Below are 16,141 nucleotides of genomic sequence, written 5' to 3'. Positions count from 1 at the left end.
GGGTGCGGCCCCCTTGTCCCGCGCGTTTGATTAGCTGTTGGCTGAGCGGTGGTCGCTTGCCTGCGCTGCGTCGCGTTCAGCCAGCGCCAGCAGTTGCCGCGCGAGTGACCGGCTGTCGGCGGCGCTACCGGCATGGCGCAGCGCCCGTTCGAGCGCGGCTGCGGCGGTGCCCAAGGCCGGTTCGCCAAACATCGCCGCTGTACCTGCAAGCTTGTGCGCCAGGCGGATCAACTCCTCGGCCTCGGCCTGCGCAGCACCGTCCGGCACGGGCTTGCTCTCATCCCCGCCCAGCGCGCCGTCATCATCCAGCGCGCGGCGCACGGCTGCAACTGCCTCGGCCCGCCGCATCTGCCAGCGGGCCACCAGCTGCGGCGAACGGGCGAGCGTCGAAGCGCGCTCAGCGGCGCGCGGCGCGTTGTTTTCTGCGGCCTCGATAATGCGGGTTGGCAACCAGCGCTGCAGCGCGCGCGCCAGTTGCGCCAGCACCACCGGCTTTGCCAGATGCCCCTGCATTCCAGCAGCCCGCGCGGCGGCGATGTCTTCGGGAAAGGCATTGGCGGTCAGCGCGATGATCGGCAGCAGCCCCGGCCCGATCCCTTCACCGCGGATCGCGCGCGTGGCGGCATAGCCATCGCAATCGGGCATCTGCACATCCATCAGCACCAGATCATAGGGCCGCCCGCGCATGATGCTGTCGATCACCATCGCGATGCCTTCGTTCCCATCATGCGCGACTTCGACCTTCTGCCCGCAGCGTTCCAGCATTTCGCACATCAGCAGGCGGTTGATATCGTGATCCTCAACCAGCAGAATACGCGAATTGGCAGGCATATCGGCTGCGGCAACCGGTTCCGGCGGCGCGAGCGCGGCGACCGGCTGGGCAAGCGCAGCGGGCAGGACGAGGGTGAAACGCGATCCTTCGCCCGGTGCGCTGTCCACCTCGATCCGCCCACCCATCAGTGCGGCGAGCTGGCGGCTGATCGACAGGCCGAGCCCGGTGCCGCCAAAGCGGCGCGCGGTTTCCGCATCGGCCTGGGTAAAGGGCTGGAAGATCGTTTCCAGCCGGGTTTCGCTGATGCCGATGCCGGTATCGGCCACTGTCACGCGCAGCTCGCGCGGGGACAAGGCGTAGCTGACATCGATCCGCCCTGCCTCGGTAAACTTCACGGCATTGCCGATCAGATTGAGCGCGATCTGCCGCAGTCGCAACCCGTCAGTCAGCACCCAGGGCTGTGGCGGATCGTCACCATCGCCGTCATGCGAGAAGGTGAGTGCGATGCCCTTTTCTTCTGCCCCCAGCCGGTGCAGCGCCGCGCATTCGGACAGGCTGGCGTGAATATCGACCGGCGCACGGTCTATCGTGAACTGCCCGCTTTCGATCTTGCTGAGATCGAGCACGTCATTGAGCAGCATCATCATCGACCGGCCCGATTGCACGATCAGTTCGGCAAAACGGCGCTGATCGGCGGCGAGTTCGCCTTGCAGCATCAATTCGGCAAAGCCCAGCACGCCGTTCATCGGGGTGCGGATTTCGTGGCTCATATTGGCGAGGAAATCGGATTTGGCCTGCGCCGCGTTTTCCGCATGGCGGCGGGCGCGGGTCAGCAGCTGTTCCAGCTCCACCCGCTCTGTCACATCGCGCGCGGCCACTACCACGCCTTCGCGCTCCCCGGTTTCAGGGTTGTGCACCACTGCGCAATCGGCTTCGAGAAACACGGGTGTGCCATCGGCCTGATCAGCAAAGCGGCGGTAGGTGAGGCGTTCCTTCTCACTCGTCCCGTCAAGCAGCCGGTGCAGCGCCTGCAGCGTGCGATCACGCGATTCCGGATGCAGCCGCGCGGCCAGCGGCTTGCCGATATAGGTTTCAGGCGCTGCCCCCATCACCTCGCGCACCGAGGGCGAGGCATAGGTGCACACGCCTTGCAGGTCATAGCGCAGGATCGCATCGGTGATGTTTTCCGCCAGCAGATCCAGCTGGCGCTTGCCCGCTTCCAACGCAGCAAGCATCCGGTCCCGCCCGGCCAGAATCGCCGCAACGGGCAGGCCGGTGAGGAAGTTGGCGGCGATGAAGACCTGCAACAGATGCAGTCCGGTAATCGTGCTGCCGCTGGCTGCATGGATCGGGCCGAAGCCTGCAAAGCTCATTCCGCCCGCAACCACCGCTACCCCGCCACCATGCAGAGCGCTGCCAAGGCTGCCCAGCCGGAACGCATGCAGCAGCGTGATCGGCTGGATCAGGAACACCAGCGGATAATGCGTCTGGCGGAATATCAGGAAGGTGCAGATCATCCCGCCGGCCAGCAAGGCGAAGGCTTCAGCCGGGTGGGCCGGACCAGCGGGCAATTGCCCCCGCATCCGGTCAACCAGCAGCAAGGCGGTGGGCACGATCAGGATCATCGCCATGCTGTCAGTCAGGAACCACTTGATCAGCCCCGCCTGAATCCCGCCGGCTGTGCCGCTCATCACAGGTGCAACCACCAGCGCCGACAGCAGCGGCCCCATCAACCCGCCGGCCCAGATAAAACGGGCGAGATCGGTCAGCGTGTTCATGTCGGGCTGTCGCCGCGATGCACTGCGGGTGAGTGCCAGCACGGCGATGATTTCGACAAGATTGGCAAGCGAGAACACCAATGACAGGTGAGCAGGCTGATCAGCCACAACATTGGCGGCCAGACTGCCGGCAAAGGCGGCAAGCAGGAACGGCACTTCATTGCTGATCCGCGCGCGCAGCAACAGCGCGACGGCTGCAGCATTGGACAACCAGACCGGGCTGACAGAATCGCTGGCCTGCGCCAGCAACAAGCTCAGACAGGCGAGGCCGAGATAAAGCATCCCGCCAAGCACTGCTGCCAGCACGCTGGACCGGTCCATCTTGCCGACTGCGATCGATGCATTGCTGCCGCCTGATCGCATTGCCGGCAGATCGCCCGGCAATAGCGGGCTGGCAGATGGACGACAGGGTGCGGGGCGCGGCGCATCGCGGCCATCAGTGCGGGCATCGGGCACAGACATGCCTACCCTGTCATCGGTGACAAGGCCGGAATCATGGTCAGCAAGGTCATCCGCGATGCCCTGTTCGTGGTCCAATGCGCGCTCGATCGATGCGCTCCATCGCAAATTGTTGCAGGATGGTTATAACCGCTTGTCGCCACCTGCGGGCGGAGACACGTCCGGAATGGAGCAATCGGGAAACGTCATGTCGTCGACACCCAGCGAGCGGGGATTTCGTGCCCGGCGCCGCAAGCCAAGCCTGCCGCTGATTGCGGGTATCGTGCTGTTGCATATCGCCGCACTCTACGGCCTTGCCCGCGCGCTTGCGCCCGATTTCACCGCAGGGGTGGAGCGCGAGGTTGTGTCGGCATTTACCGTCACCATCACTGCACCGCCCGATCCGCCGCCGCCGGAGAATCAGTCCGAACCGGATGAGGGCGCGCAGGGCGATCCCGGCCGCGATGCGGTGGCCCAGCCTGTCACCAGCCAGCCCCCGCGCGTGCGGGTGAAGCAGGATACGGCCATGCCGCGGGCATCGTCCACCGGCACTGCGACCCAATCGGGTGCGGCCAATGCCGGGGATGGCACCGGGGCGGCAGGTTCTGGCCTTGGCACCGGCAGCGGCAATCAGGGAAGCGGGCGCGGCGGGATTGCGGTGTCGAAACCGGTTCACATTTCCGGCGGGATCGATAATGCCCGCGACTTTCCCGTGCCGGCGGGCGGACGCGATGCCCGGCGCGGCACCGAAGTGGTGGTGCGGGTGATCGTGGGCACTGACGGGCGCGCGCGCGATTGTTCGGTCTACCGCGCCAGCCCGGATGCCGAGGCTGACCGGATCACCTGCGAGCTGGTCGTATCCCGGCTCGGCTTCCGTCCGGCAATGGATGCTGCCGGAAATCCGGTCGCTGCGCCGTTTTACTGGCGCCAGAAATGGTTTTGACGCAAACCGGTTGTCAAGACCGGGTAGAGTAAACAGTCACCGGGGCTCGGCTGCCGTCGTCATGTTGGTGCGCCACGGGCCAAACAAGGGAATTTCGCGTGACAGCCATTCATCCGGTCATCCTGTGCGGCGGCAGCGGCACGCGGCTGTGGCCGGTGAGTCGCAAGGCGCTGCCCAAGCCGTTCCTGCCGCTGGTGAGCGAGGAAACCCTGTTTGAACAGGCAGTGCGCAGGGTGGCGGGTGACGACCGCTTTGCCCCGCCGATGGTTGTGGCAGGCGCCGCCCATGCCGATGTGATCATGGCGCAGATGGGCGATACGCCGGGTGCGCGGCTGGTGATCGAACCGGCGGCGAAGAACACCGCCCCTGCAATTGCTCTGGCCGCCGTGCTGCTTCCGCCCGATGCGGTGATGCTGGTCTGCCCGAGCGATCATCACATTGCCGACAGCGCCGCCTTCCGCGCCGCAGCGTTGGCCGCTGCGGCGCTGGCGCGCGAAGATTATCTCGTCTGCTTCGGCATCGCGCCCGACCGGCCCGAAACCGGCTATGGTTATCTCCAGCGCGGGGAGCCGCTGGCGGGCGGCTATGCGATCCGTCGCTTTGTCGAAAAGCCCGATCTGGCGCGGGCGCAGGATTATCTCGCCAGTGGGGATTATAGCTGGAACGGCGGAATCTTCGCCTTGCGCGCCGGGCAACTGCTCGAAGAAGTCGCCGCGCACCGCCCGGATATGGCGCGGCAAGTCGCGCAAGCAGTGGCAGAGGGGCGCGAGGAGGGCGCGTGCTTCCACCCCGCCGCGGGGCCTTTTGCCGCCATAACCGGGGACTCGATCGATTACGCGGTGATGGAAAACACCGCCCGTGCCGCGATGGTGCCGGTGGACATGGGCTGGTCGGATATCGGCAACTGGGCCGCGCTCGCCGATGCGCTGGCAGCCACGCCGGGCGCCGCCGATGCCGCCGGCAATATCGCACGCGGGCCTGCCGACTTTGCGGATTGCGACGGCGTGCTGGCGATGAGTGACGGCCCGCGCATTTCCGTCGTCGGGTTGACCGATGTGTGCATCATCGTGTCCGGCGGCGAAGTGCTCGTCACCACCCGCGATGGCGCGCAGGTGGTCGGCAAACTGCCGGGCGCGGTAAACCAATGAGCCTCCGGCAACTGCCCACCCGCATGGTCGAAAAGGTCTGGGGCCGCGATAGCCTGCCCGCGCCCTTCCATGCCCCCGCCGGGCAGCGGATCGGTGAAATCTGGTTCGAACCCCCGCCCGAAATGCCGCAGGTGCTGGTCAAATACCTGTTCACCTCGCAGAAGCTGTCGGTGCAGGTGCATCCGTCGGATGAAACCGCGCTGGCGGGCGAGGCGGGCAAGGCGGAATGCTGGCTGGTGCTCGATGCCGAACCCGACGCGCGGCTCGCTATCGGGTTCGATCGTCATGTGACGGCGGCGGAAATCGAAGCCGCAGCGCGGGACGGCACGATCGAAGCGCTGCTGACCTGGCATCCGGCACAGGCTGGCGATCTGTTCTATCTGCCCGCAGGCACGGTGCACGCCATCGGCCCCGGCCTTTCGCTGGTGGAAGTACAGCAGACCAGTGACAGCACCTTCCGCCTTTACGATTATGGCCGCCCGCGCGAACTCCATCTGGATCGCGCACTGGCGGTGGCCGAAGGTGCGCCCTACGCTGCACGCCACCGTCGCACGATTGCCGATGGGCCGGTGCTGGTCGATGGCCCGCATTTCCGGCTCGACCGGGTGGAGGGCGCGCCCGATGAAGCGACCCATGCCGCCTATCCCGGCGCAATGTTGGCGCTGCCCTTGGCGGGCGAGGTGGTCGCGCTTGATGGTTCGGCAAAGGCAGGCGCGGGGGAATGTCTGGTCGCCCCCGGCCTTGATGCGCTCGATTTCAGCGGTGCCGGTGTGACCTTGCTGACGCGCGGGATCTAGGGCTGACCCGCGGGATTTAGCGCGGATCAGCCTGCCAGCGGGCCTTTATGGGGCGAGCAGCCGCCCGCCTTCCTTCTTCACCGCCGCTTCCAGCGGGCCGCGCATCACGCTCAGCAGCATCGGCAGGTCCATTTCGATGACCACCTCGCTGTCGCGCACTTCGACGCCGCCGGGGATGGTCATGCCCATCACTTCGGCGGTGATGTCCATGCGGTCTTCGCTGGGCCAGCCGGTGGTGACGCTGGCGAGGCCCGGAGGGAAGAAATCCGCGATTTCGCTGGCATGGGCGCGCATCCGGCGGCGCACTTCATCCCTGGACAGATCGTGGGGAAGGGTCACGCGCATGGGTTAGCGTTCCTGCTTTGCGGGAGTGGCCGAAAAATCCGGCAGCGGGACGCCGGTACCGGTATCGCGCATGTCTTCCAGCGCATCGGCCCCGCCGTAACGGTATTCGAGATAGCGGCTCTTGATCGCGAGATCATCCAGCGCGCCTTCGGCCAGCCGCCGCGTCACGCGGTCAACCTCGCCCGAGAGTTTCGACAGGCTTTCCGTCAGGCGCTCGTCAGCGGTTTTGCCAGTGTGTTCTTCCTTGCGCAGATGCGCGGGGATCTTGCGGTAATTATCGATGGTTTCGGGGATGTATTCCCCCACCAGCTCGCGCACTTCGGACATTGCAGGGTGCGCAGCGTCAATTGTACGCAATTGCAGGCCGAGCGCATCCAGTTGCACGCCAAGCTGATCGACGATCGCCTGCGCCGGAGCGGGCAGGGCAGGGCGCTGCGCCTCCAGCCACAATTCGGTGCGCGCCACCATCTGCTGCGGATTGCCGAGGGTCAGTTCCGCGCGCTTGGGGGTCTTGATCTTCGGGAAGCTCGAAAACACGGCAATGGCGACGGCCGTCGCCACCACCACCGCCATCACGCCCCAGAAGCCGATCCCATTGACGAAGGCTCCGGCAATCCCCGCACCCAGCCAGATCGTGACGATGGCGATGGCAATGTTACGCACCCGCTTGAGCAGGCTCTTCATCTTGAGCTCAGCCGACCCCTTGCCGATGCTTTTGCCCGGCCGATGCGTGCCGCCATCGCGCTGCACCGCGAGACTGGTCTTGGCCTCACGCAGGATACGGTCGGAATGGGGCGTTGTGTCGGGCATTATTTATCCAGCGCCAGCAAGGATGGCGTCTGCGAGGCGACCTTGGCCTGCGCCTGTGCCTGCCCTTCAGCCCGCGCGATATAGCCTTTCGATTTTTCGACTTCGGCAGACAGGGTCGTGACTGTCTGCTTCATGCTGTCGAGCGCGCGCACCTTGAAATTGTCCACCTCGTCCATCGTGTCATAGATGTTCTGGAAGGCGCGTTGCAGCGTTTCCAGCGGGATGGTGCTGGACGCCGCCTGTTCGTGGATCTGCGCGGTCTGTTCGCGCAGCAGCGTGCTGGTGGAATCGATGATGTCGCTGGTGGTTTTGTTGAGCGCCGTGATCTGGCCGAGCACCAATCGCTGATTGGTCATCGCCTGCGCCACAGTCACCGCCGTGCGCAGCGCGCCGACGGTGGTGGTGCTGGCGCGGTCGACGCCCTTGACCAGTTCGACATTGTTTTTCTTCACCAGGTCAAGCGCAAGGTAGCCCTGCACGCTCACCGCCATCTGGGTCAGCAGATCCTGCGTGCGCTGGCGGACATAGAACAGCGCGGATTCGCGCAGCGCCTTGGCCTTCGCCGGATCCGAGCTGTCGAGTTCCAGCGCCTTGGCCTCGAGCCGCGCATCCAGCGTCTTGGCGATGTGGATCATCTGCTCCAGCTCGCCCATCGCCGCCCACAGCTTCTGCCGCTCGGTATCGATCGCAGCATTATCGAGGTGGAGTTCCTTCTTCCCGCTTTCGAGCCGCTGGAGGATCGACGAAATATGCCCCTGCGCGGATGTGTAGCTGTCGAAATAGTTCTTCAGCTTGTTGCCGAACGGGATGATGCCGAGAATCTTGCGCGGGCCGGAAAGCTTGCCCTTGCGGCCCGGATCAAGATCTTCGACCGTGCGGCGCAGCTCGGCCAAGTCCTTGCCCACGGTGCCATCGCCATCCATCGCGCGCACCGGGCGATCGAGAAAGCGGTTCGACATCGCGGCAGCGGCGCGGATCTGTTCCTGCCCCATGCGGGTGATCTGATCGACCTTCTCGCCGAATTGCGGCGAATTGGCATCGGTCGTGACCAGATCGTTGACGAAGGCATCAACCTTCGTGTCGAGCTTCGATTTCTGCTCGGTCGTGACCGGCACCAGCCCTGCGGCCTGTTCGGGCGTGACATCGGGCACAGGATCGGGCGCGTTGAGCGTAAAGGGGGTCGCGGTGACCGTTTGTGTTTCCGTGCTCATGCCTGTCGTTCGCTCCCTCAGAACCCGGCGACGCGGCGCGGGGTGATTTCCACTGTATTAGTGATCTAAAACACACCTTTCAAGTTTGCGTTGCAAGCTAGCGCGGAACGCACCCTTTCGTCCATCGCCGCGATAGGGCGTCATTGGGCAAGTGCGCTGATGGCTTGGCAAACATTCGCGCGTCGGGCTATCGCGGGCCTTTGTTATGATATTGGCAAAGGCCGACTGATGAACGCATCCACAGGTTCCACCGCTTCGCCCGAAGCCGCTGCCGAGGCCGAAGCGCAAGAGAACCCCGTGCCGGAAAGCACAGAGCAGCCCCACGGTTTGCGCGGTGTGGTGGAAGCTGTGCGGTCATGGTGGACGGTTCATGTCATCGGCCAGGTCGATCAGGCCGAAGTGATCGAGCGGCGGCGCCATGATGGTGCATTATCCGAACATTATCTGTTCATGACCGCGATGAGCGGCGGGATCGCGATCCTGGGCCTGCTGTTGTCCTCGCCTGCGGTGGTGATCGGTGCGATGTTGCTGTCGCCGCTGATGGGGCCGATCATGGGGCTGGGCTTTGCGCTCGCGATCGGCGACTGGGCGTGGCTGAAGCAATCGATGCGCACGCTGATTGTCGGCAGTGTGATAGGCATATTGCTGTGCGCATTGCTGGTGTTCTTTTCACCGATCCAGACCATCACCAGTGAAATCGCCGCGCGCACCCGGCCCAACCTGTTCGACCTGTTTGTCGCGCTGTTTTCGGCGCTCGCCGGCGCCTATGCCATGATCCGCGGGCGCGAAGGGGCGATTGTCGGCGTGGCGATCGCCACGGCGCTGATGCCGCCGATCGCTGTCGTCGGCTTTGGCCTGGCCACCTTCAACTGGACGGTCTTTTCGGGCGCGCTGCTGTTGTTCGTCACCAACTTCATCACCATCGCGCTGACGGCATTTGCGATGGCCAGACTGTATGGCTTCCGCAATTCCCTGAGCAAGCGCAACACCATGTTCCAGAACATCGCCTTGCTGGCGGTGTTCGTCGGGCTGGCGGTGCCGCTGGCCTTCTCGCTCCAGCAGATTGCGTGGGAAACCAACGCCCAGCGCATCGTGCGCGACGAATTCGGCGAGACGTTCGAACGCCCGGCGCAGCTTGATGCGGTGGAAATCGACTTTGGCGCCAGTCCGATGGGTGTCAGCGCGATTGTGTTCACGCCGGTGATCCGGCCGGACGCCGAAAGCGACCTTGCCCGCCGCCTCACTCTGCGGCTGGGCCGCCCGGTCGACCTGACGCTGACCCAGTCGCAGACCGAAACCGGCGCGGGCGCGGCGCAGCGGGCGCAGCTATCCGCCACCCGCGCGCGGGAGGAAACCGCGGCCAACGAACGCCTGAAAGCGCTCGCCACGCGGCTGTCGCTGGCGGCCGGCGTGGCCGAGTCCGAGGTGCTGATCGACCGCAACCGCCGCCGCGCGCTGGTGCGGGCCAAGCGGATCGAGGGTGCGCCGCTGGCTGTCTATCGCACCCTGGAAACCCGCATCAGCGCCAGCGAGCCGGAGTGGACGATCGAACTGATCCCGCCTGCAGGCGCGCTTCCGGCAAGCATTGCCTTCGATGGTGCGGAACTGACCGAATCGGGCCGTGCCGCTCTCGCGTTGACAGGCTGGGCAGCCCAGCGGCTTGATCGACGTGTGGTGCTGACTGGTCCAGCCACCGAGGCACAGACGGCTGCCGAAACTTTGCGCGGCAATGGCATCGCTGTCAGCATCCGCAGCGGAGCAGGCCCGCTGCGCCCCGAATGGGCGCCCGAGGGAGAGTAGCGCTGCCGCCCACCCAATCCGCGCTCCGGTTGCTGGGCCGGCTTTGGTGATGCCACGGAAAGTGTTGTTATTCAGGAAACGACCCCGTTTCCGACGGTCGTGCAAATGGAGGGCGCGAGCAAGGCATGTAAAAAATATTTGACATCACGCGGGATGCTGCCATCTATGTAGAAGATTTTTTACATAGGAGGAATTTATGGCCTTTCGTGAACGCTCGGCATGGGTGATGGGCTGCACGCTTGTCCTGGTTGGTGGATTTTATCTCAAGCTTGTGATCGGCGACGGGGTTCCACCTTCATCCGCCGCAATTCCCTTCGTGCTTGGCGCTGTGGTTTTGTCGATAGCAGCCCAAATTGTGCTTGCGGTGGCGTCGCCTCGCGAAGCGTCCAGCCCCGTCGACGAGCGCGAACGGGTAGTGATCGAAAAAGCAGCACATTTCTCGTCGTATGTTCTGGCAACCGGGGTCGTTGTAGGCCTTGGCGCCTTCATGCTTTCGCAAGACGGAATGAGGCTGTTTCACATCGTGCTGACGTCGCTTATTCTCGGGCAGCTTGCGGAATACGGCGCTCAGATTTTCCTGCTTCGTTCAAGGGTCTGACCAGTGGGAAAGGCACCTCCAATCACCAACCGGGTCCGTGAACTCCGCGAGGCTCATGGCCAAATGAGCCAGGCGGCCCTTGGTGAAGCGGTCGGCGTCACTCGCCATACAATCATTGCTATCGAGCAGGCTCGCTATTCCCCCAGCCTTGAAACTGGGTTCCGCATTGCGAGGGTGTTCAATGTCGGCTTGGAAGACGTATTTGGTTGGGAGGGTGACTAAACACCGGCTTGCTTGCCGGGTAGCGCCTCGTCCCATGTGGCCTTTCCACCCGCCCCGTGCCGTTCGCTAAGCGCATTCGTCTGCCGAATAGCGGACGCTGGCTGCGCGGCGCGTGGCGGACTTATGCTGCCAGATCGATCGGCACAATTTCGCCCGCCAGATACAGCTTCTTGGCCTTGGCGCGGCTCAGCTTGCCGGATGATGTGCGCGGCAGGGTGCGCGGGGGGACGAGCTCGACGATGCAGCTCATGCCGGTGACCGACCGCACCTTATCGGCAATCTGGTCGCGCAGGCGCACGCGTTCCTCAGGATCGGAAACCTTGCAGTGCACCAGTACGGCGGGGGCTTCCTCGCCGTTTTCCATCTCGATCGAGAAGGCGGCGATATCGCCGTGGTTGAAGCCGGGCAATTGCTCCACCGCCCATTCGATATCCTGCGGCCAGTGGTTCTTGCCGTTGATGATGATCATGTCCTTCGCCCGGCCGACGATGAACAGGTAGCCGTTGGCGGTGTAACCCATGTCGCCGGTATCGAGCCAAGCGTTCCCGTCTTTATCTGGGACGAGACAATCTGTGGTGGCTTCGGGATTGCGGAAATAGGAGTGCATCACGCTCGGCCCGCGGCACCAGACCTTGCCGATCTGGTGATCGCTGCGCGCTGCGCTGTCTTCGCCCAGAATCGCCACCTCCATATCGGGTAGCGCCTTGCCGCAATTGACAATCGCGCGATAGCGGGCCGGGCGCGACAGATCACGAGGCGCGCCCGACAGGCGTTCTTCCTCGACCAGTTCGACGCGGATGCCTTCGCCCGGCGGCATTACCGTCACCGCCAGCACCGCTTCGGCAAGGCCATAGGACGGGGTGAAGGAAGATGCCTTGAACCCGGCTTCGGCAAAGGCATTGACGAAGCTTTGCATCACGTCCGGGCGGATCATGTCCGCGCCGTTGCCCGCGATGCGCCAGCGCGACAGGTCGAACCGTTCGGCAACATTGCTCTGGCTGGAAATGCGGCGCGCGCAGATGTCGTAACCGAAGGTGGGGGAGTAGCTGAGCGTGTTGCCGGGATTGCGGCTGATCATGTCGAGCCACGCCAGCGGGCGGCGGGCAAAGGCATCGGGTTTCAGATAATCGCCCGACACCTGATTGGCGATCAGCGACAGCAGGCAGCCGACCAGACCCATATCGTGATACCACGGCAGCCAGCTGACGCAGCGATCATTCTCGCCCAGCTCCATCGTGGTCGAATGGCCATACAGGTTGTGCAGCAGCGCCCGGTGGGTGACAGCCACGCCGGTGGGGAACCGGGTCGATCCGCTGGAATATTGCAGATAGCAGATATCGTCCGGGTTGGCCTGCGGCAGATCGCATTCGGGCGCGGGGCGCTGGCCGAAATCCTGCCAGCTTTCGGCCTGGCATCCCTGCCGCGCTGCCGCCGAAGACGCCATTTCGGCGATTTCTTCGGGATAGAGCAGCAGCTTCGGATCGGAGCTTTGCAGTTGCACCGCCAGCTGGTCGATAAAGTTTTCCTTGCCCCCGAAGGTCGTCGGCAGGGGCAGCGGTACCGGCCAGGCGCCAGCATAGACGCAGGCGCAGAACAATGCGGCGAAATCCGCGCCGGTCTCGGCAATCAGGGCAACCCTGTCTTCCTTGCCGATGCCCGCCGCGATCAGGCGACGCGCCATCACCAGCGCATCTTCGCGCATTTCGGCGTAGGGATAGACGCGCGCCAGTTCCCCGCGCATGTCGTGAAAGTTCAGCCCCTTGCGGCTGAGGGCGGCATAATCGATCGCGTCATTGAACGTTGCAAACTGCGCACGAATCCGTGGCAGTTCGCAATCATTCGGCGTCGGCATCAAGGCGGCGTCGTTCATATTTTTCAGCGATACCCGTTGTTTGCGGCGCGTCCCTTGGCGTAAATCCGCGCGCGCTCTGGCATTACCCCGTATTGCCGGTCATAATCCGGCAGTGTCCGATAATTGGCATTTAAACTGGAAGGTGGCACGAATAAGGCGAAATGGTTTCACGTAAAGCGAATTCGTCATCGCCCGGTAGTGATGCCGGGGAAGATTCCGGGCGGCAGCGTCGGGACGGGAAGCGGGTGAAACCTCCGTTGACCGAGGCTGCCTTGCGCGATCTGGCGCTGCATTATGCCGCCCGCTTTGCGACCACGGCAGCGCGGGTCGAGGCCTATCTGGCGCGCAAGATCAGGGAACGCGGGCTGGCCGAGGTTCGTGCCGGGGATCGGGCCGGGGATGGGGGCGCCCGCACCATTCAGGTTGATATTCCTGCACTTGTCGCCCGTTTGGTGGAGCTCGGCTACGTCGATGATGATGCCTATGCCCGGGCGCGGGCGCGGGATCTTGGCGCGCGCGGATACGGCGGGCGGCGGGTGGAAGAGACTCTGCGGTTTGCGGGTGTGGGCGCAAAGGTGCGGGCGGCCCATGCGCCGGGCGAAGCCGCCGGACGCCGCGCTGCCGCGCTGATGGCACAGAAAAAGCGGATCGGCCCGTGGAGCATGGGGCGCGATCCGGCAACCGATCCGCTGGCAGCGCGCAAGGCCCATGAAAAAGCCGTTGCAGCAATGCTGCGGGCAGGCCACCAGTATGATCATGTGCGCTACGTTCTCGCTGCCAAGGGGCCCGAGGATGTCGAGCAGTGGCTGGAAGAAGCAGCCGATCAGGAAGGAAGCGAAGGCATATGGTAAGGCACATGCTGGTGGCAGGGGCGATGGCGCTGGGGATGCTGGCGGCATGTTCGCCGGCCGAAACCGCCACCGCGCGCACGCAGGCTCCCGCGGCGGCAGAGGCGGCAGAGGCAGCGCGCCATCCGGTCTCCGGGCTGGAGGTGATCGATCTGGTGGTCGATCGCGGGGGCAAGGCGCTGCCGTTCAGGGTTGAAGTTGCCGCCAGTCCCCAAGCACGGGCCAAGGGGCTGATGTTCCGCACCGAACTGGGCGATAATGAAGGAATGCTGTTCCCCTCCGCCGCGCCGGAGCCGCAGTCTTTCTGGATGAAGAACACGCCGCTATCGCTCGACATCATCTTTGTTGGCGCGGATGGACGGATCAGCAACATCGCGGCCAATACCGTGCCCTATTCGCTCGATTCGGTGGCGTCGTCCGGGTTTGCCAGCGCGGTTCTGGAACTGCGCGCGGGCCGCGCGGCGGAGCTTGGGATCATGCCGGGAGACCGGGTTGTGTATACCCTGCCCTGAAACAACTCCCTCTTGGCGCTGTGATCCAATTCCGCTACGCGCGCCGCTATGGGAATCCTTGCAAAGATCTTCACCTGGTGGGACGGCGCAACGCTGGGCACACAGCTGTGGGCCAGCCGCGCCAAAGGCGACCACGTCGGCACCGATGCGGCAGGCAACAAGTATTATCGCGCAAAGGCGAAATCCGCCGGCCCTTCGGACGGTTCCTATACCAGCCGCGACAAGCGCTGGGTGATCTACAACGGCGCCAATGATGCCAGCCGCGTGCCGGCCGAATGGCACGGCTGGCTGCACGGCACCTATGACGAGGTGCCTGAAAGCCATCTGCCGCCGCCGCGCATCTGGGAGGTCGATTATACCCCCAATGCGACCGGCACCGCGCAGGCCTATGTCCCGCAGGGCGCTCTGGAACGTGGCGGCCAGCGCGCACGGGCCGTGGGCGATTACGAGGCGTGGACCCCCGGTAGCGCGGATATCTGAGACCGATGGCCCCGGCTTTCCGCCTTGCCGCAGCGCTTGCTTGCGCTTTGCCGCTGGCGGCTTGCGGGGAGGGTGCGGGCACGCCGACCGATACCGTCACGATCAACCTTGACGATGCAGCGCCTGCCGCACCGGCAGCCGCCACACCTGCTGCGCCGAGCAAGGATTATGGCGCCACTCCGATGGAAGATCGCATTGCGGTGATCGGGCTGCTGAACAAGCGCAACAATGTTTCCGAGGAGATCAGGCTTAAGCCCGGCGAATCGGTCGAAAGGGGCCCGGTCGCCATCCGCCTTTCCGCTTGCGAGCGCACGGCGCCTTGGGAAATGCCGCAGGAAACCGGCGCTTTCGTCCAGGTCGATATCCAGGAGCGCGGGGCCCAGCAGCGCCGCCGCGTCTTTTCCGGCTGGTTGTTCCGCGAATCGCCCAGCCTGAATGTGGTCGAACACCCGGTCTATGATGTCTGGGTCAAGGATTGCACGATGCGCTTCCCGGGCGAGGAAGGATCGGCAGCGGCGGATAAGCCTGCGGCCAAACCCGCTGCGCCGCGCCCGTCGCCCGCTGCTTCGACAGCTCCTGCGCCGGAAGCGTAAGCCGCACCCCCGGTAAAGCCGCGCCACGCCATGCCAAGGCTGGCGTGCGGCTGGCCCCCGGCGTCTTCCACCAGCTTGCGGTAATCGGCCTGCGCCAGTTCGACCGCGCCCATCGATCGCAGATGATCGGTCATGAACTGGCAATCGAGCAGGGCAAACCCCGCGTCCCGCATCAGCGCCACCAGCCACGCCAGCGCAACCTTGCTGGCATCGGGCACGCGGCTGAACATGCTCTCTCCGCAGAACACCCGGTCGAACGAGACGCCATATAATCCGCCAACCAGCTGCGGCGCGCCCTCACCATCCTCCAGCCAGCATTCGACCGAATGGGCGTGACCGGCACGGTGAAGGCCGAGATAGCTCTGCACGATCCGTTCGCTGATCCAGGTTTCGGGATGATCGGCGCGTGGCTGCGCGCAAGCGCGGATCACCTGTTCGAATGCGCGATCAACTGTCACGGTGAAGCGATCAGCGCGTATCACCTTGCGCAACGACTTCGACATGCGGAGATAATTCAGCGGGATGGCTGCTCGCTCGCGCGGCTCCACCCAGAACACTTCGGTATCCTCGCGGGTATCGGCCATCGGAAAGATGCCGCTGCGATAGGCCAGGAGCAGGGTTTCGACCGGGATCGGAGGGCGTTGCGGCGCGTGCATGGTTGCGCCGCATAATACAGGCGGCAAAGAGGATTGCCTATCCCCCCCGCCTTCGATAAAGGCACCGCTCCAAAGCGCTGCAGGGGTGTAGCTCAGTTGGTAGAGCATCGGTCTCCAAAACCGAGGGCCTGCGGTTCGAGTCCGCACACCCCTGCCATTACTGTAAAGTAATGTAAGCCGCTGAAAAGACTTGCTCTACCCTGCAAGCGGAAACCCCGCGGCACCCTGGCATGGTCTGATTTGACCATCATGATTCGGCCTCTCTTGGACTGCAATAGGCGAGGGATTTGAGGCTGGAGATCCCTTCTCAATTTATCCCGTGCAATCATATATTTGTG

The 16,141-nt window shown here is 64.3% G+C and carries 15 protein-coding genes, 1 tRNA gene and 1 pseudogene; 11 read left to right on the top strand and 6 right to left on the bottom strand.

The window, feature by feature from the left end; all coding sequences use genetic code 11:
* Positions 1-30 precede the first annotated feature (30 nt).
* Positions 31-3,087 carry a hybrid sensor histidine kinase/response regulator gene (locus tag IP79_RS06480; RefSeq protein ID WP_054118468.1) on the bottom strand — a complete coding sequence of 1,019 codons (3,057 nt, stop codon included), beginning with the start codon at positions 3,085-3,087 and terminating at the stop codon, positions 31-33.
* Between the two features lie 109 nt (positions 3,088-3,196).
* Between IP79_RS06480 and IP79_RS06475 the strand changes: the two genes are divergently transcribed.
* The 3 genes from IP79_RS06475 (at position 3,197) to IP79_RS06465 (ending at position 5,876) form a co-directional block, all read left to right on the top strand.
* Complete coding sequence (locus IP79_RS06475; protein ID WP_054118467.1) at positions 3,197-3,931, top strand: hypothetical protein; 735 nt, start codon at positions 3,197-3,199, stop codon at positions 3,929-3,931.
* Between the two features lie 98 nt (positions 3,932-4,029).
* Positions 4,030-5,079 carry a mannose-1-phosphate guanylyltransferase gene (locus IP79_RS06470; protein WP_054118466.1) on the top strand — a complete coding sequence of 350 codons (1,050 nt, stop codon included), beginning with the start codon at positions 4,030-4,032 and terminating at the stop codon, positions 5,077-5,079.
* The gene (locus IP79_RS06465; RefSeq protein WP_054118465.1) at positions 5,076-5,876 is read left to right on the top strand and encodes a class I mannose-6-phosphate isomerase; all 801 of its coding nucleotides are present in this window, start codon (positions 5,076-5,078) and stop codon (positions 5,874-5,876) included. Before IP79_RS06470 ends, IP79_RS06465 begins: the two co-directional genes overlap by 4 nt.
* A gap of 45 nt (positions 5,877-5,921) precedes the next feature.
* On the opposite strand, the gene IP79_RS06460 is transcribed toward IP79_RS06465, so the two are convergent.
* Genes IP79_RS06460 through IP79_RS06450 form a run of 3 tightly spaced genes read right to left on the bottom strand, consistent with a single transcriptional unit; the run spans position 5,922 to position 8,242 of the window.
* Complete coding sequence (locus tag IP79_RS06460; protein ID WP_054118464.1) at positions 5,922-6,221, bottom strand: polyhydroxyalkanoic acid system family protein; 300 nt, start codon at positions 6,219-6,221, stop codon at positions 5,922-5,924.
* Between the two features lie 3 nt (positions 6,222-6,224).
* Positions 6,225-7,031, bottom strand: a complete 807-nt coding sequence (locus IP79_RS06455; protein WP_054118463.1) for a hypothetical protein — start codon at positions 7,029-7,031, stop codon at positions 6,225-6,227.
* Positions 7,031-8,242 carry a toxic anion resistance protein gene (locus tag IP79_RS06450; protein ID WP_054118462.1) on the bottom strand — a complete coding sequence of 404 codons (1,212 nt, stop codon included), beginning with the start codon at positions 8,240-8,242 and terminating at the stop codon, positions 7,031-7,033. Before IP79_RS06450 ends, IP79_RS06455 begins: the two co-directional genes overlap by 1 nt.
* A 228-nt stretch (positions 8,243-8,470) precedes the next feature.
* Between IP79_RS06450 and IP79_RS06445 the strand changes: the two genes are divergently transcribed.
* From IP79_RS06445 to IP79_RS06435, 3 genes are all read left to right on the top strand, one after another.
* A complete protein-coding gene (locus IP79_RS06445; RefSeq protein ID WP_054118461.1) occupies positions 8,471-10,042 on the top strand; it encodes a TIGR00341 family protein in 1,572 nt (523 codons plus the stop codon).
* A 196-nt stretch (positions 10,043-10,238) separates the two neighbouring features.
* The gene (locus IP79_RS06440; protein ID WP_054118460.1) at positions 10,239-10,640 is read left to right on the top strand and encodes a hypothetical protein; all 402 of its coding nucleotides are present in this window, start codon (positions 10,239-10,241) and stop codon (positions 10,638-10,640) included.
* Between the two features lie 3 nt (positions 10,641-10,643).
* Positions 10,644-10,862, top strand: a complete 219-nt coding sequence (locus tag IP79_RS06435; RefSeq protein WP_054118459.1) for a helix-turn-helix transcriptional regulator — start codon at positions 10,644-10,646, stop codon at positions 10,860-10,862.
* A 121-nt stretch (positions 10,863-10,983) separates the two neighbouring features.
* Here IP79_RS06435 and IP79_RS06430 read toward each other — a convergent pair whose 3' ends face one another.
* A complete protein-coding gene (locus IP79_RS06430; RefSeq protein ID WP_054118458.1) occupies positions 10,984-12,732 on the bottom strand; it encodes a fatty acyl-AMP ligase in 1,749 nt (582 codons plus the stop codon).
* Between the two features lie 227 nt (positions 12,733-12,959).
* Here IP79_RS06430 and IP79_RS06425 point away from each other — a divergent pair, with 227 nt between their 5' ends.
* From IP79_RS06425 to IP79_RS15195, 4 genes are read left to right on the top strand one after another with little or no spacing between them, the layout of a single operon-like run.
* The gene (locus tag IP79_RS06425) at positions 12,960-13,565 is read left to right on the top strand and encodes a RecX family transcriptional regulator (RefSeq protein ID WP_233994109.1); all 606 of its coding nucleotides are present in this window, start codon (positions 12,960-12,962) and stop codon (positions 13,563-13,565) included.
* Positions 13,559-14,074 (top strand): DUF192 domain-containing protein, encoded by a 516-nt coding sequence (locus IP79_RS06420; RefSeq protein ID WP_233994108.1) that lies wholly within the window; start codon positions 13,559-13,561, stop codon positions 14,072-14,074. The genes IP79_RS06425 and IP79_RS06420 overlap by 7 nt, the downstream gene beginning before the upstream one ends.
* A gap of 48 nt (positions 14,075-14,122) precedes the next feature.
* On the top strand, positions 14,123-14,554 hold the full coding sequence (locus IP79_RS06415; RefSeq protein WP_054118455.1) for an NADH:ubiquinone oxidoreductase subunit NDUFA12: 432 nt from the start codon (positions 14,123-14,125) through the stop codon (positions 14,552-14,554).
* Between the two features lie 5 nt (positions 14,555-14,559).
* Complete coding sequence (locus IP79_RS15195) at positions 14,560-15,147, top strand: DUF2155 domain-containing protein (RefSeq protein ID WP_082337059.1); 588 nt, start codon at positions 14,560-14,562, stop codon at positions 15,145-15,147.
* Positions 15,148-15,218: 71 nt separating this feature from the next.
* Here the strand turns inward: IP79_RS15195 and aat are convergent.
* Positions 15,219-15,803: pseudogene (gene aat, locus IP79_RS15770) on the bottom strand (leucyl/phenylalanyl-tRNA--protein transferase); the annotation flags it as partial.
* 81 nt (positions 15,804-15,884) lie between these two features.
* On the opposite strand from aat, the gene IP79_RS06400 reads away from it, so the two are divergent.
* Positions 15,885-15,960 (top strand) — tRNA-Trp (locus IP79_RS06400).
* The last annotated feature ends 181 nt before the right edge of the window (positions 15,961-16,141 follow it).

Source organism: Porphyrobacter sp. AAP60 (genome assembly GCF_001296025.1).
Lineage (GTDB): Bacteria > Pseudomonadota > Alphaproteobacteria > Sphingomonadales > Sphingomonadaceae > Erythrobacter.
This window is presented reverse-complemented; position numbering and strand designations above follow the sequence as displayed.

Excerpts from the sequence above, each read along its gene's own strand:
- IP79_RS06460 (WP_054118464.1), bottom strand. The coding sequence starts at position 6,221 with ATGCGCGTGACCCTTCCCCACGATCTGTCCAGGGATGAAGTGCGCCGC.
- IP79_RS06445 (WP_054118461.1), top strand. The coding sequence starts at position 8,471 with ATGAACGCATCCACAGGTTCCACCGCTTCGCCCGAAGCCGCTGCCGAG.
- IP79_RS06440 (WP_054118460.1), top strand. The coding sequence starts at position 10,239 with ATGGCCTTTCGTGAACGCTCGGCATGGGTGATGGGCTGCACGCTTGTC.
- IP79_RS06455 (WP_054118463.1), bottom strand. The coding sequence starts at position 7,031 with ATGCCCGACACAACGCCCCATTCCGACCGTATCCTGCGTGAGGCCAAG.
- IP79_RS06430 (WP_054118458.1), bottom strand. The coding sequence starts at position 12,732 with ATGAACGACGCCGCCTTGATGCCGACGCCGAATGATTGCGAACTGCCA.
- IP79_RS06450 (WP_054118462.1), bottom strand. The coding sequence starts at position 8,242 with ATGAGCACGGAAACACAAACGGTCACCGCGACCCCCTTTACGCTCAAC.
- IP79_RS06465 (WP_054118465.1), top strand. The coding sequence starts at position 5,076 with ATGAGCCTCCGGCAACTGCCCACCCGCATGGTCGAAAAGGTCTGGGGC.
- IP79_RS15195 (WP_082337059.1), top strand. The coding sequence starts at position 14,560 with ATGGCCCCGGCTTTCCGCCTTGCCGCAGCGCTTGCTTGCGCTTTGCCG.
- IP79_RS06475 (WP_054118467.1), top strand. The coding sequence starts at position 3,197 with ATGTCGTCGACACCCAGCGAGCGGGGATTTCGTGCCCGGCGCCGCAAG.
- IP79_RS06420 (WP_233994108.1), top strand. The coding sequence starts at position 13,559 with ATGGTAAGGCACATGCTGGTGGCAGGGGCGATGGCGCTGGGGATGCTG.
- IP79_RS06415 (WP_054118455.1), top strand. The coding sequence starts at position 14,123 with ATGGGAATCCTTGCAAAGATCTTCACCTGGTGGGACGGCGCAACGCTG.